This is a genomic window from Paraburkholderia bannensis (genome assembly GCF_014200455.1).
Classification (GTDB): domain Bacteria; phylum Pseudomonadota; class Gammaproteobacteria; order Burkholderiales; family Burkholderiaceae; genus Paraburkholderia; species Paraburkholderia bannensis_A.
Genome location: NZ_JACHBW010000004.1, coordinates 297,462 through 310,869, shown reverse-complemented (window position 1 = coordinate 310,869; position 13,408 = coordinate 297,462). Strand labels below are relative to the sequence as shown.

Below are 13,408 nucleotides of genomic sequence, written 5' to 3'. Positions count from 1 at the left end.
GTTGTGGATGGAAAGCGGCGCCCCGGCGCGATCGGAGCGGGCTTTCCACGCTCTAACTTGGCTCGACCTATGCCGCGGCGCTTTCCAGTGCGTTCAGTGCGATATAGCGCGCGAGATGATGATCCTCGTCGCCAAGCTGATGATCGATCATCACGAGGCGCTTGGCGTAGTGCGCGAGCGGCAGTTCCCACGTCATGCCGATGCCGCCGTGCAACTGGATCGACTCCTCGGCCACACGCGTGCCGATACTGCCGATGGTGTATTTCGCCGCCGACAATGCGCGTTCGCGCTGCAGGCGCGGCGCATCGATCGCCGCCGCCGCGTTGATGACCGCCGAGCGCGACTGCTCGATATCGAGCAGCAGATCGGCCATGCGGTGCTGCAAGGCCTGAAAGCTGCCGAGCGGCACGCCGAACTGCTTGCGCGTGCGCAGATAGTCGAGCGTGAAATCGCGCGCCACGTCCATGGCGCCGAGCGCTTCCGCGGCCAGCGCGAGCAGACCGTAGCCGCGAGCATGTTCGAGCGTGGCGAAGCCGCTGCCCGGTTCGCCAACCAGCGCATCCGCGCTGACTGCCACGTTATCGAGTGTGACTTCCGCTGCGCGTGCGCCGTCGATCTTGCGATAACCGCGCACGCTCACGCCTGCTGCCGAGCGGGGCACGAGAAAAAGCGAGATGCCCGCTTCGTCGAATTCGCTACCCGAGGTTCTCGCCGACACCAGCAAAAAATCGGCGTGTTCCGCGTGCTGTACGACGCCTTTCGCACCATGCAGCAGCCAGCCGTCGCCGTTCTTTTCCGCACGAGTATTGACGCGTGCAGCCTCGTAATGCGAACCTGGCTCGTCGTGCGCGAGCGCAGCGATCTGCGAGCCGTCGATCAGCGATGCAATGCGTTGGCGTTGCGCTTCTCTGCCCGCATGAGCGAGCGCGCGGCCCACGATCAGCGTATCGAGAAACGGCTCGACCACGAGGCCGCGCCCCAGCGCCTCGAACACCACGGCGACGTCGAAACCCTGGCCGCCGAAGCCGCCGTCGGTCTCGTCGAACAGCGCGCCAATCACGCCCAGATCGGCAAAACGCCGCCACATATCCGCGCTGAAACCTTCACTAGAGCGTGCAATTTTATCGCGGGTTTCAAAACCGTACTGGTCCGAGATGAAACGATTGAGCGTATCCGCAAGCATGCGGCGGTCTTCAGTGTGCTGGAAATTCATCGCAAGACCTCTTAAAGCCCGAGAATCATCTTGGAGATGATGTTCTTCTGGATTTCATTGGAGCCGCCGAAAATCGACAGCTTGCGGTTGTTGAAGTAGAGCGCGGCGGCGCTGGCGGCTTCGTCTGGGCCGATCGATTGGCCGTCGAAGCCTTCCTGCAGCGCTTCTTCGACAAACGGCGCGGCATACGGCCCCATCGCGCGGCGCAGCAGCGAGGAAATCTCCTGGCGGATTTCCGTGCCGCGAATCTTCAGCATCGAGCTTTCCGCACCGGGCACGCCGCCGCCCGCCACCGCTGCGATCACGCGCAGATTGGTGGTCTTCATGTTTTCCAGATCGATCTCGACCCTGGCCAGACGCGCGGCGAACTGCGGGTCCTGCGCGAGCGGCTTGCCGTTGCGCGTCACCTTCTGTGCGGCCTGTTTCAGACGCGCGAGCGCCGCTACCGAAAAGCCCACGCCCGCGATATTGGTGCGCTCGTAAGTGAGCAGATATTTCGCGTAGGTCCAGCCCTTGTTTTCTTCGCCGACGAGGTTTTCCACCGGTACGCGCACGTCCGTGAAAAACACTTCGTTGACCTCATGCTCGCCGTCGAGCGTGACGATCGGGCGTACTTCGATGCCCGGCGTGTTCATGTCGATCAGCAGAAAACTGATGCCTTCCTGCTTGCGCACATCGGTGGCGGTGCGCACGAGGCAGAAAATCATGTTCGCGTAATGGCCAAGCGTAGTCCAGGTTTTCTGGCCGTTCACCACGTAGTGATCGCCGTTCGCATCGGTTTTGCGTACCGCTGTGGTGCGCACCGCCGCGAGATCCGAACCCGCGCCGGGTTCCGAATAGCCCTGGCACCACCAGTCCGAACCATCGAGAATGCGCGGCAGCCAGTGGCGCTTTTGCGCTTCGTTGCCGTACTTGATGAGCACGGGCCCGAGCATGTTCACGCCGAACGGCACGATGCGCGGCGCGCCCGCAATCGCGCATTCGTTTTCGAAGATGAACTTCTGCACGGCGGTCCAGCCCGGGCCGCCGTATTCCCTGGGCCAGTGATTCGCGAGCCAGCCTTGTTCATTGAGGATGGCGTGCCATTGCGCCATGTCGTCACGCGTGAGGTGCTGGCCGTTGCGCACCTTCGTGGCGACGCGCTGCGGCAGGCGTTCGCGCAGGAAGTCGAGCACTTCGCTGCGGAAGGCTTCTTCTTCGGCGGTAAATTTGAGGTCCATGTTGGGCTCTATTTTTTCGATGTTCGTTGCGTGCGCAATCAAATCGCGGTGTTCAGGCTGGCGAAGTTCGCACCGCGTTCCACCAGTTCGACCAGCAGCGGCGACGGCTTCCAGAACAGCGGATCTTCCTTGGCGAATTCGCGGATATCGGCGAGCACCGTGACGAGGCCCACGGTATCGGCGTAATGCATCGGGCCGCCGCGATGACGCGGAAAACCGTAGCCGTAGAGGAAGGTCACATCCACATCGAGCGGGCGCAGCGCAATCTTCTCGTGCACCACGTTCGCGCCTTCGTTGATCATCGCGGCCATGTAACGGCGCAGGATTTCCTCGTCGCTGAAGCTGCGCGGCTCGATGCCGGCGCGTTCGCGCTCGGCGCGGATGATCGACTCCACTTCAGGATCGGGCGTGCCCACGCGCGCGCCTTGCGCATAGAGATAGAAACCGCGGCCCGTCTTCTGGCCGAACCAGCCGCGCTCGCACAGACGATCGGCGATCTGCACATAGCGCGCCTTCGGATCGCGCGTGGCGGCGCGGCGCTTGCGCGTGGCCCAGCCGATATCGCCGCCCGCGAGATCGACCACCTGGTAGGGGCCCATCGGATAGCCGAAATCGCGCACCGCCTTGTCGATCTGATACGGCGATGCGCCGTCTTCAATCATATGATCGGCGGCCGTGCGATAGACCGCCAGAACGCGGTTGCCGATGAAGCCGTCGCACACGCCCGCGCGCACGGGCACCTTGCGCAACTTTTTGGCCAGTTCGAACGCGGTGGCGACGACATCGGCGCTCACCTGGCTGGGCACCACCACTTCCAGCAGCTTCATGATGTTGGCCGGCGAGAAGAAGTGCAGGCCAATCACGTCCTGCGGGCGCTTCACGCTGGCGGCAATCGCGTCGATGTCGAGATACGAGGTGTTGGTCGCGAGCACCGCGCCCGGCTTGCAGACGCGGTCGAGTTCGGCGAACACGGCCTGCTTGACGCCCATCTCTTCGAACACCGCTTCGATCACCAGATCGGCCGATGCGAGTGCGTCGTAAGACGTGCTGCCGCTCAAGCGCGCAAGAATCGCGTCCTTTGCTTCGGGCTTCATGCGGCCCTTGGCGATCAGACCGTCGTAGACCTTTTCCACATGCGCGCGCCCGCGTGCGAGCGAGGCGTCGTCCCGCTCGATCATCGTCACGGGCAGGCCCGCATCGAGCACGGCCACGGCGATGCCCGCGCCCATCGTGCCGCCGCCCACCACGCCGACCGTTTCAATCGCGCGCGGTTTGGCGCTTTTCGCCTCAGGCGTCTTCTGCACTTCGCGCTCGGCGAAGAAGGCGTGCACGAGGCCCGCGCGCTGCGGGCTTTCCAGGCATTCGAGGAACAGCTTGCGCTCGACGCGCTGGCCTTCCTCGAACGATTGATCGAGCGCGGCCTGTACGCAATCGACGATCTTCAGCGGCGAGAACAGACCGCGCGACTTCTTTGCGGTGTCGGCGCGCGCGGCGTCGATCGCGGCTTGTGCGGCGGCGCGCTCGGCCAGCGCCTGTGCATCGCGCGTGCGGCGCACGGGAGCGTGCGCGGCCAGCAACTCCTGCGCGTAGGCAAGACCTTCGGCGAGGATGTCGTCGCTCGCCCCCACGCGATCGACGAGGCCAAGTTTCAGCGCTTCCTGCGCGCCGATATGCTTGCCGCTCAACATCAGCGATAGCGCCGCCTCGGCGCCGATCAAACGCGGCGTGCGTTGCGTGCCGCCTGCGCCGGGCAGCAGGCCCAGTTGCACCTCGGGCAGGCCGAGCTTCGCGCCCGGCACGGCGAGGCGATAGTGGGCCGCCAGCGCGATTTCCAGACCGCCGCCCAGCGCCGCGCCATGAATCGCCGCGAGCACCGGCTTGTGGCTCGCTTCGATACGGTTGCAGACATCGGGCAGCGCGGGCGATTGCGGCGGCTTGCCGAACTCGCGGATGTCCGCGCCGGCGATGAAGTTGCGCCCCGCGCCCACGATCAGCACGGCCTGCACGGCGGCGTTCGCTTCGGCGTGCTCGATGGCGGCGGCGAGGCCGCGCCGCACGTCGACGCCCAGCGCATTGACGGGCGGATTGTCGATGGTGACGAGCAGCACCTTGCCGCGCAGTTCGTGCGTGACCGGGACGGTAGGGGCGGCGGAAAGTGCGGATGCGGCCGGATCGAGTGCCATGAAGCGTGTCTCCAGATTTAGGGGGCCGACCGAAAGGCGTTCAACAGCCCAGGCGGCGGTTCTCCAATATTGGACTTTATTGTGTGGATGCCAAGGTTCATTGACAATCCCCTCGTTCGTTGACATGCTGTCAAAGGATTTTTGACAATCGAAGGTTTCCGGGATGGGATCGGGCTGTGGACGTTAATGCGCTGACGCTGCTGGTGGAAATCCTCGACGCGGGCAATCTGAGCGAGGCCGCGCGCCGCCTCAAGATGAGCCGCGCGAACGTGAGCTACCACCTCAACCAGCTGGAAAAGTCGATCGGGCTGCAACTGGTGCGCCGTACCACGCGGCGCGTGGAGCCTACCGAGATCGGCCTGAAGCTCTACGAGCACGGCCGCACCATCCAGAACGCGTTGCTGGCCGCGCACGAATCCGTCTCCACGCTCGGGCAGAGTCTGCAGGGCCGCGTGCGACTTTCAGTGCCGAGCGGCTACGGGCAACTGGTGATGTCGGATTGGCTGATCCGCTTCAAGCGGCTGTATCCGGGCATCGTGCTCGATGTGATGTTCGAAAATCGCGTGGAAGACCTGCTGCGCGACGAAGTCGATATCGCAGTGCGGGTGATGCACGAGCCGCCGCAGAATCTGGTGGCGCGCGATATGGGACCGGTGAAATACATTGCGTGCGCGTCGGCGCAATGGGCGGCGCAACACGGCATGCCTGAGACGCTGGAGGATCTGGCGCGCGCGCCCCTCATCACCGCAACCGTGGTGGGGCGGCAATTGCGGCTGGCGGCGTATCTCAAGGAGGAGCGCCACGAGGTGCTGCTGGAGCCTTCGATTATTTCGGAGAACTTTTTGTTTCTGCGCCAGGCCATTCTGGCGGGACTGGGCGTAGGTATCGTGCCCGATTACGTGGTGCACGACGATATGCGCGCGGGCCTGGTTGTGACGTCACTCGACGCGTGGCGGTTGAGCATTTTCGGCACGCATATGTACATGCTCTACATGCCGAACCGCCATCACACGCGCGCGGCGTCCACCTTTATCGACTTCGTGCTGGCTGAAGCGCAAAAGGCGGGACGCGGGGCCTGACCGCGCCCCGGGTCCCATGCCTGCGCACCCAGGCTTCCCACGCTTCCCGGGCTTTACTGACCGGTCAACTGATTCGTCAATTCCACCGCCGGTTGAGAGGTATTGCCGCCTTGCGCGACCAGCAGGTGAATCTGGCCCGGCGCGAGTTGGGACAGCGTGCCCGCGATCGGCACTGAGGTAATCAGCCAGTCGGCGTTATTGCCCAGACTGAACGAGGCCGACTGGAAGATCGCCGTCTTCGACCCGGCCGCCGTCACTATGGCCACATACGTGCCGCCGTTCAGGTAGTTCGAATCCTGGCCGCTCGCCGGCACCGCATTCTTGAAGGCCACGCCGGCCATGGTCGGCGAGACCGTGTTGATATCGGTGTTGGGAGCGACGATGTAGATGTCCAGGTTCTGCGCGTTGACCGTGGCGTTGAAGGCGCGTACGCGAGCGCTACTGGACAGCAGGCCCTTGTCGAACGGATCGTCGATCAGGCCGATATCGCCGCCGGTCAGCGCGGGCAGCGCGAGCACCGTGTATTCGTGGCCCTTGGCGACATCGGGGAAATTGCCGCTGGCGACGGCTGTCGTCGTGCCGGTGCTGGCATACGAGACGTTGGTATTGCCCGTGTTGATATTCGCGAAGTTCGTGACCTGCTTGTACGCGATATTGGTTTGCAGCGCGCTGCCGTTGATCAGGAAGTCCACATTGGGGCCGCCCGGCAGGGCATGCACGAAATGGATTTCGGGGTTCGTCAGGCCAAGTGTCTTGCCTGCGTCGCTGCCGCTGCCGCCGCAGGCGGTCAGTACAGCTGCCGCGCCCATCAGCGCAGCCAGAGTGCGAATCGTCTTCATCGTGTCCACCTCATCGAGTCTCGGTTTGGCTGTAGAAGTCGCGCGTTATATAAAGCGTCGTATTGCGCGCGATTATTTAGTTCTCGGTGCTTCTGGTTATGCCTTTAGCGTGCGTTCGCAGACCCAGGAGGATTGCGAGCTTGCATCCGGGCGAGCGAGATCAGCAATCGCTGTGCCGCAGGTTTGCCAACGAGCGGGCGAAGTGGTAACGAGGCGTAACCAGGCACATCGTCGCGCAACGCGCGTGGCGCGCAGCAAGGCGCTGGGCGCGCGTTCCGATCGATGAAGGGAATAGCGGGCGTGGACGAGACGCGCCGCTGATCGGCTTCAGGAATTTTTTTAAATGCGTTTTAAAAGCAGGTTAAGCGAACAGCGAGTGAATTTTTACGCATTCGTTGTGGTTGCATTTACAACGCCCGTTAGCAGCATTAACAAATTCGACGATTCACGCGTCGGTATCGCGTTTGCTGGCCGGGCGCGCGCTTTGCGCAGGGTTGGCCGTGAGCTTGTCCGCTGCGTCGCGTCCGGCATGTTCTTCATGTTCTTCATGTTCTTCACGTTCGCGCGTGTCGCCTTGCTCGGCGCAAGCGCCCGTGGTCGGCGGGCGTGAGCGCGTGGCGCCCGAGAGCGGAACGCGTTGCTGAATGCCCGCTTTCGCGAGCATATGGGCGCTGATTGGCGCAGTGAGAAAAAGGAACGCAGGAATCAGCAATTCATGCAGGCTCGCGTAATTGTTGTGCGTGCTGAAGTAGATCACCGAGGCAAGCACAATGCCGCCCACGCCCAGCGTGGTGGATTTGGTCGGGCCATGCAGACGCATGAAGAAGTCGGGCAGGCGAAACAGCCCGATTGCGCCGATCAGCGTAAACAGGCTGCCCACCAGCAGCAGCACGGAGACGATCGCTTCGACGGCGGTTTGCATCGGCGGCCCCTTTCCCTGGCTTGGTTCAGTTCAGTTCGATGATGTCGCCGCGCTGCAGATACTTCGTCAGTGCGACGGTGCCGACAAAGCCCATCACGGCAATCAGCAGCGCGGCTTCGAAGAACACGGTCGAGCGCAGGCTGATGCCGTACACCACGATCAGCGCAATGGCGTTGATGTTGAGCGTGTCGAGCGCGACGATGCGATCGGGCAGCGAGGGGCCGCGCAACAGGCGCACGAGCGTGAGCAGGAACGCGACGCCGAGGATCGCGAACGAGACCGAAATCACGATGGCTAGCATGCGAATATCTCCAGCAGCGGGGCTTCATAACGGGACTTGATCAAGGCGACGAGGGCGGCTTCGTCGTCCAGATCGAGGACGTGCACGCTCAGGCGGGTGCGGTCGTCGCTGAGTTCGGCGCAGAGCGTGCCGGGGCTGAGCGAGACGATGCTGATGAGCGCCGTGAGCGCGATTTCGTGCGTGCTGTCCAGCGGCACTTCGATAAAGGCGGGGCGCAGACGTTTTGCCGGGCCGAGCACGAGCAGCGCCACTTCCACATTGGCCACGACGATGTCGATCAGCACGTGAGCGAACAGGCGCAGCAGCAGCCACGGCCTGCCAAAGCGCACCGGTTGCAGCCACAGACCTTCGCCAATGCAGAATGCAATGACGATGCCGAGCACCGCGCCGAGCAACAGGTTGCCCGGCGAGACGTCGTTCATCAGCAGAACCCAGCAGACCAGCAGCACGGCGCTGAGCCAGGGATGCGGAAAGAGCCGTTTGAGCATGTTTTTCAGCCTCCGCTCGCGGGTGCAGCCGGCGCCGCTGCCGATGACGACGACGCGTCGGGCAGGATCGCGTGCACATAGGCGGCGCGGTCGAATAGCTGCGCGGCGGCGGCGTCCAGATACTGGCGTAGCGACCCCGCCCCCAGCGTGGCCGCGGCCACGCAACCCAGCAGCAGCGCACAGGCCGCGAGTTTGGACGAACTGCCGCGCGGTGCCCGTGCCGGGGAGCTTGCGGCGGCCCGCGCGGCAGGTTCGGCCCATAGCAGGCGCGTGCCGGTGCGGCTCAACGCAACGATCAGCAGCAGGCTGGAAACCAGCACGGCGGGCCACAGGATCACCGCCTGGCTCATGGGCGTGGCTGCGAGCACCATCGCCTTGCCCAGAAAACCCGAGAGCGGCGGCAGACCCGCTGCGCCCACCGCTGCGACCAGATAAAGCACGCCCGCGACGTTGGAAGGCCAGGGCGCATACGTCGCGCGCGCCGTCGCGAGGGCCGCGCTTTCGGACTCGGGCGAGATCGCGGCGGCGGCGGCATCGTCGAGTGCTTCGAGCGAAGCGGGCTCCAGCGTATCCGGCGTCGCCATCGCCTCGGGTTCGAGCGTATCGGCGAGCAGGAACAGGGCACCCGAACAGAGCGTCGTGCTGACGAGGTAGTAGAGCAGCGCGCTCCAGGCGAGGGGCGTCTGCTGCGTGATGGCGGCAATCAGCAGTCCCACTGAGACGAGGACCAGATAGCCGGTCGTGGTCTTGAGGCTCGATACGGCGAGCGCGCCCAGTGCGCCAAACACGATCGTTGCGATGGCGAGCCACCATGCCCAGTCGCGCATGAATCCATCGAGCACGCCGCCCGCGCCCAGCCCGAACACCAGCGCATCGCAACGCAGCATCGCGTAGATGCCCACCTTGGTCATGATCGCGAACAGCGCCGCCACCGGCCCGATGGCGCTGCGATACGCCTGCGGCAGCCAGAACGACATCGGAAACACGGCGGCCTTGAGACCGAACACCAGCATCAGCGTCGCGCCCGCGAAGCGCGCGAGCGGCAGCGTGGCGGGATCCAGATGCGCGAGGCGCTCGCCCATATCGGCCATGTTGAGCGTGCCAGCGATGCCGTACAGCACGCCCAGCGCGATCAGAAAGAACGACGATCCCACCAGGTTCATCAGCAGATAATGCAGGCCATTGCGCACGCGCCGCGTGCCGCCGCCGTGCAGCAGCAGCGCGTAGGAAGCGATCAGTAGCAGTTCGAAGAATACGAACAGGTTGAACAGGTCGCCGGCAAGAAACGCGCCGTTCAGGCCCATCAGCTCGAACTGGAACAGCGCGCGGAAATAGCGGCCGCGCCGCGCGTCGGCGCTGGAGGTGCCCAGCAGGCAGCAGCAGGCCAGCACGGCGGTTAGCAGCAGCATCAGCGCGCCTAGCCGGTCGAGTTGCAGCACGATGCCGAATGGCGCAGGCCACGCGCCCAGCGCGTAGGTGGCAATCTCGCCTTGCGCCGCGTGCGCGGTCAACAGGCAGGCCACGGGCAGCAGCGCGAGGATGGCCACGGCATTGATCGCGCGTTGCAGACGCTTCGCGCGTACCGGCAGCGCGACGATGGTGCCCGCCGCGAACAGCGGGATCAGGATCGGGAGCAGAAGGGCGTGGTTCATGCGCCGAGCGTCTCCTTTTCGCGCGCGGTGGCGCCGCCGCCGTTGTTATTGCCGACCTTGCCGGCTTTGCCGATCGATTCGCCGTTGACGTGATCGCTGCCTGTCATCGCGAGCGAGCGCAGCGCCAGCACGACGGTGAACGCCGTCATCGCAAAGCCGATCACGATGGCCGTGAGCACGAGCGCTTGCGGCACGGGATCGGCATATTGCGCGCCGGGAGCAATGACGGGTGGCTTGCCGGTCGACAGTCTGCCCATGCCGAGCAGGAACAGATTGATCGCGTACGAAAACAGCGTGATGCCGAGGATCACGGGGAACACGCGCGCGCACAGCAGCAGATAGATGCCGCTGGCGCACAGCACGCCGATTGCGGCGGCGAAGGCGGCTTCCATCAGCTTTTCTCCACGGATTGCATGTCCTTGTCGCGCACACCCAGATGCGAAACGATCGTGAGCGTCGTGCCCACCACGGCGCCCAGCACGCCCAGATCGAACAGCATGGCCGTACTCAATTCGATTTCGCCGATCAGCGGCACATGGAAATGCCCGAACGAACTGGTGAGGAAGGGATAGCCGAAAGCCAGGCTGCCCATACCCGTTGCGGCCGCAACGAGTAAGCCCAGCCCCGCAAGCGCGCGATACTGGATGCGGATGCGCGATTCGGTCCAGAGCACGCCGCTTGCCACGTATTGCAACAGCAGCGCGACGGAGACGATCAGCGAGGCGATGAAGCCGCCGCCAGGCAGATTGTGGCCGCGCAGGAACACGAACACGGCGACCAGCATGGTGAGCGGCAGCATCATGCGCGCGAGGATCGCGAGCATCAGCGGGTGCGATTGCGACGACCACGGCAGCCCTCCGGGGCCCGTGCCCGACGCCTTCAGGCGCAGGCCGCGCAGCAGCGCCTTGACGGCCAGGCCCGCGACCACCAGCACGCTCACTTCGACCATCGTATCGAAGCCGCGGAAATCCACCAGAATCACATTCACCACGTTATGGCCGCCGCTGCCGGGCAAGGCGTTGGCCAGGAAGAACGGCGCGATGCCTCGCGCCGGTTCGCGCGTCATCACTTCATACGCGACGCTGCCGAGCAGCCCGCCGCCCATCAGCGCGAGCAGGCCGTTGCGCAGGCGCGTGGGAATCGTTTCGACCACCGGCTGCAGGGTGGGCAGGAAATAGATCGCCAGCACGAGCAGCACCACCGTGACGACTTCGACCGAGACCTGCGTGAGCGCGAGATCGGGTGCGGAAAAGCGCGCAAAGGCGAGGGTGACGAGCAGCCCGCAGGTACTCAGCATGATGAGCGCATAGAGCGTGTGCTGGCGCACCAGCACCACGCCCACCGCAAGCAGCGCCATCAGCACGAGGCCGCATAGCGTGAGCGCGTCGATGGGCAGCGGCGCGAGCGTGCCGCCCCACGCGCCGAGTGCGAAAAAATACGCGCCCGGCACGATCAGCATCGCCGCGATCATCCAGGACAGGTAAGCGGGCAGCGAACGCGTTTCGAACACCCGCACGATTACCGCCGCGCCTTTTTCGAGGCGCTGCACCAGGCGGTCGAAGCCTTCGCTCGCATTCATGTCCGAGAGCACCGAGCGATGATGGCGGAACGCATCGCGGCGCAGGAAGAACAGCGCCGCGCCCGCCGCGAACGACACCACGCTCATGATGAGCGGTGCGTTGATGCCGTGCCAGATGCTCAGGCTGTAGTCGGGCAATTTTCCGCCCAGCGTGAACCATGCCGCCGATGCGAGCAGACGGCCAATCGTGTGCTGCGGAAACAGGCCGATCAGCAGACAGATCACCACGAGGATTTCCACCGGCAGCTTCATGAAGCGCGGCGGCTCATGAGGCGGATAGTGGGGCAGATCGTGCGGCGTCGCGCCATCGAAGAACACGCCCCACACGAAGCGCAGCGAATACGCCACGGAGAGCGCCGCCGCCGCGATGGCCACCACCGGAATCGCCCAGTTGAACGGACCGAACATGCCTTGCGCGAGCGTCTCGCCGAAGAACATTTCCTTTGACAGAAAGCCGTTGAGCAAGGGCACGCCCGCCATCGCCAGCGAGGCCACGCTCGCCAGCACGGCCGTATGCGGCATGGTCTTGCGCAGGCCGCGCAGGCGGCCGAGATCGCGCGTGCCGGTTTCGTGATCGATGATGCCCGCAGCCATGAAGAGCGACGCCTTGAACACGGCGTGATTGACCGTGTGAAACAGCGCGGCGACGGTCGATAGCTGCGTGTCGAGCCCGAACAGCAACACGATCAGGCCGAGATGGCTGATCGTCGAATAAGCGAGCAGGCCCTTGAGATCGCGCTGGAACAGCGCCATCGACGCGCCGCCCACCAGCGTGACGAGACCCACGAGCGTGGCCGTATAGGTCCACAAGTGGGTGCCTTCGAAGATGGGATAGAGACGTGCGAGCAAAAACACGCCGGCCTTCACCATCGTCGCCGAATGGAGGTAGGAGGACACCGGCGTGGGCGCGGACATCGCATGCGGTAGCCAGAGGTGAAACGGAAACTGCGCGGACTTCGTGAACGCCGCGAGCAGCGTAAGCAGCAGAATGGCCGGATAAAGTGGATCGTGCTGGATTCTGGCCGCTTGCGCGAGCACGTCGTTGAGTTCGTAGCTGCCGCACACGTGGCCAATCAGCAGCACCGCCGCGAGCAGCGCGAGACCGCCCGCGCCCGTGATGGTGAGCGCCATGCGCGCGCCGCGCCGTCCATCGGGGCGCGACGGCCAGAAGCCAATCAACAGGAACGAGACGAGACTCGTCAGCTCCCAGAAAATCACGAGCAGCAGCAGATTGTTCGCCAGCACCACGCCCAGCATCGCCCCCATGAACAGCAGGAGCAGCAGATAAAGACGCGGCAGCGCGTCGTTGCCGGCCAGGTAGTAACGCGCGTAAATGAAGACCAGCAGGCCGATGGCGAGCACCAGCAGCGCGAACATGAAAGAGAGGCCGTCAAGACGCAGCGAAAGCGCCAGGCCGATCTCGGGCACCCATTCGCGCCGCCATTGCATCACGCCAAAGGTGGCCATGCCCACGCGCTCGCTCAGCAGCAGGCCCAGGCCGAACAGCGCGGCCGCGAACGCGATCCATGTCGAGAGCGGTCGCAGACGGGCAGGCGTGAGCGCAACCAGCGCGGCTGCGATGAATGGAAGTACGACCAGCCACCCCAATGCCATGCGATGTTCTCCGGGAAATCGACCACGCGTGTCTGGACGATGCGTGTCGCTTGCCCTTACCCTTACTCGTCAATCGTGAGTCTGGTGGCCCGACCGCAGATCACGATCATAGCCGCAAACGGGGACGGAGTTCATCTATGTGGCATGAACGCAAACATGGTGCGGGCGTGCCGGGGCGAACATCAAGCCATGCTGCCATGCGTCTTGCGAAAGCGCGCCAGCGGATCCACGCCCGTGGTGGGCTCGTCGAGATCGGGCCTTCAAATAGCGCGCGAAGATGGCAAATACAGGCTCTAGCAGCGCTTCGTATGCCGAAGC

The 13,408-nt window shown here is 64.3% G+C and carries 10 protein-coding genes and 1 pseudogene; 1 reads left to right on the top strand and 10 read right to left on the bottom strand.

The window, feature by feature from the left end; translation table 11 throughout:
- Positions 1–67: 67 nt before the first annotated feature.
- Genes F4827_RS09305 through F4827_RS09295 form a run of 3 tightly spaced genes read right to left on the bottom strand, consistent with a single transcriptional unit; the run spans position 68 to position 4,616 of the window.
- The gene (locus tag F4827_RS09305; protein ID WP_183723689.1) at positions 68–1,213 is read right to left on the bottom strand and encodes an acyl-CoA dehydrogenase family protein; all 1,146 of its coding nucleotides are present in this window, start codon (positions 1,211–1,213) and stop codon (positions 68–70) included.
- A gap of 11 nt (positions 1,214–1,224) precedes the next feature.
- Complete coding sequence (locus tag F4827_RS09300) at positions 1,225–2,433, bottom strand: acyl-CoA dehydrogenase family protein (protein WP_183723688.1); 1,209 nt, start codon at positions 2,431–2,433, stop codon at positions 1,225–1,227.
- Positions 2,434–2,471: 38 nt separating this feature from the next.
- The gene (locus F4827_RS09295) at positions 2,472–4,616 is read right to left on the bottom strand and encodes a 3-hydroxyacyl-CoA dehydrogenase NAD-binding domain-containing protein (protein ID WP_183723687.1); all 2,145 of its coding nucleotides are present in this window, start codon (positions 4,614–4,616) and stop codon (positions 2,472–2,474) included.
- Positions 4,617–4,792: 176 nt separating this feature from the next.
- Between F4827_RS09295 and F4827_RS09290 the strand changes: the two genes are divergently transcribed.
- A complete protein-coding gene (locus F4827_RS09290; protein WP_183723686.1) occupies positions 4,793–5,695 on the top strand; it encodes a LysR family transcriptional regulator in 903 nt (300 codons plus the stop codon).
- 53 nt (positions 5,696–5,748) lie between these two features.
- Here F4827_RS09290 and F4827_RS09285 read toward each other — a convergent pair whose 3' ends face one another.
- From F4827_RS09285 to F4827_RS09255, 7 genes and pseudogenes are all read right to left on the bottom strand, one after another.
- Positions 5,749–6,534, bottom strand: coding sequence for a DUF4397 domain-containing protein (locus F4827_RS09285; protein ID WP_183723685.1), 786 nt, complete (start codon positions 6,532–6,534; stop codon positions 5,749–5,751).
- A gap of 610 nt (positions 6,535–7,144) precedes the next feature.
- Positions 7,145–7,456: pseudogene (locus F4827_RS09280) on the bottom strand (Na+/H+ antiporter subunit G); the annotation flags it as partial.
- A gap of 25 nt (positions 7,457–7,481) precedes the next feature.
- Positions 7,482–7,757 carry a K+/H+ antiporter subunit F gene (locus tag F4827_RS09275; protein WP_183723683.1) on the bottom strand — a complete coding sequence of 92 codons (276 nt, stop codon included), beginning with the start codon at positions 7,755–7,757 and terminating at the stop codon, positions 7,482–7,484.
- Complete coding sequence (locus F4827_RS09270; protein ID WP_183723682.1) at positions 7,751–8,245, bottom strand: Na+/H+ antiporter subunit E; 495 nt, start codon at positions 8,243–8,245, stop codon at positions 7,751–7,753. The genes F4827_RS09275 and F4827_RS09270 overlap by 7 nt, the downstream gene beginning before the upstream one ends.
- Before the next feature lie 5 nt (positions 8,246–8,250).
- On the bottom strand, positions 8,251–9,897 hold the full coding sequence (locus tag F4827_RS09265; protein WP_183723681.1) for a monovalent cation/H+ antiporter subunit D: 1,647 nt from the start codon (positions 9,895–9,897) through the stop codon (positions 8,251–8,253).
- Complete coding sequence (locus F4827_RS09260) at positions 9,894–10,289, bottom strand: Na+/H+ antiporter subunit C (RefSeq protein ID WP_260175076.1); 396 nt, start codon at positions 10,287–10,289, stop codon at positions 9,894–9,896. The genes F4827_RS09265 and F4827_RS09260 overlap by 4 nt, the downstream gene beginning before the upstream one ends.
- Positions 10,289–13,090 carry a monovalent cation/H+ antiporter subunit A gene (locus tag F4827_RS09255; RefSeq protein WP_183723680.1) on the bottom strand — a complete coding sequence of 934 codons (2,802 nt, stop codon included), beginning with the start codon at positions 13,088–13,090 and terminating at the stop codon, positions 10,289–10,291. Before F4827_RS09255 ends, F4827_RS09260 begins: the two co-directional genes overlap by 1 nt.
- Positions 13,091–13,408: the final 318 nt, after the last annotated feature.

What these genes read in the sequence shown, in the direction of transcription:
- F4827_RS09275 (WP_183723683.1), bottom strand. Translation starts at nt 7,757, where the DNA reads ATGCTAGCCATCGTGATTTCGGTCTCGTTCGCGATCCTCGGCGTCGCG.
- F4827_RS09260 (WP_260175076.1), bottom strand. Translation starts at nt 10,289, where the DNA reads ATGGAAGCCGCCTTCGCCGCCGCAATCGGCGTGCTGTGCGCCAGCGGC.
- F4827_RS09300 (WP_183723688.1), bottom strand. Translation starts at nt 2,433, where the DNA reads ATGGACCTCAAATTTACCGCCGAAGAAGAAGCCTTCCGCAGCGAAGTG.
- F4827_RS09305 (WP_183723689.1), bottom strand. Translation starts at nt 1,213, where the DNA reads ATGAATTTCCAGCACACTGAAGACCGCCGCATGCTTGCGGATACGCTC.
- F4827_RS09255 (WP_183723680.1), bottom strand. Translation starts at nt 13,090, where the DNA reads ATGGCATTGGGGTGGCTGGTCGTACTTCCATTCATCGCAGCCGCGCTG.
- F4827_RS09295 (WP_183723687.1), bottom strand. Translation starts at nt 4,616, where the DNA reads ATGGCACTCGATCCGGCCGCATCCGCACTTTCCGCCGCCCCTACCGTC.
- F4827_RS09285 (WP_183723685.1), bottom strand. Translation starts at nt 6,534, where the DNA reads ATGAAGACGATTCGCACTCTGGCTGCGCTGATGGGCGCGGCAGCTGTA.
- F4827_RS09265 (WP_183723681.1), bottom strand. Translation starts at nt 9,897, where the DNA reads ATGAACCACGCCCTTCTGCTCCCGATCCTGATCCCGCTGTTCGCGGCG.
- F4827_RS09270 (WP_183723682.1), bottom strand. Translation starts at nt 8,245, where the DNA reads ATGCTCAAACGGCTCTTTCCGCATCCCTGGCTCAGCGCCGTGCTGCTG.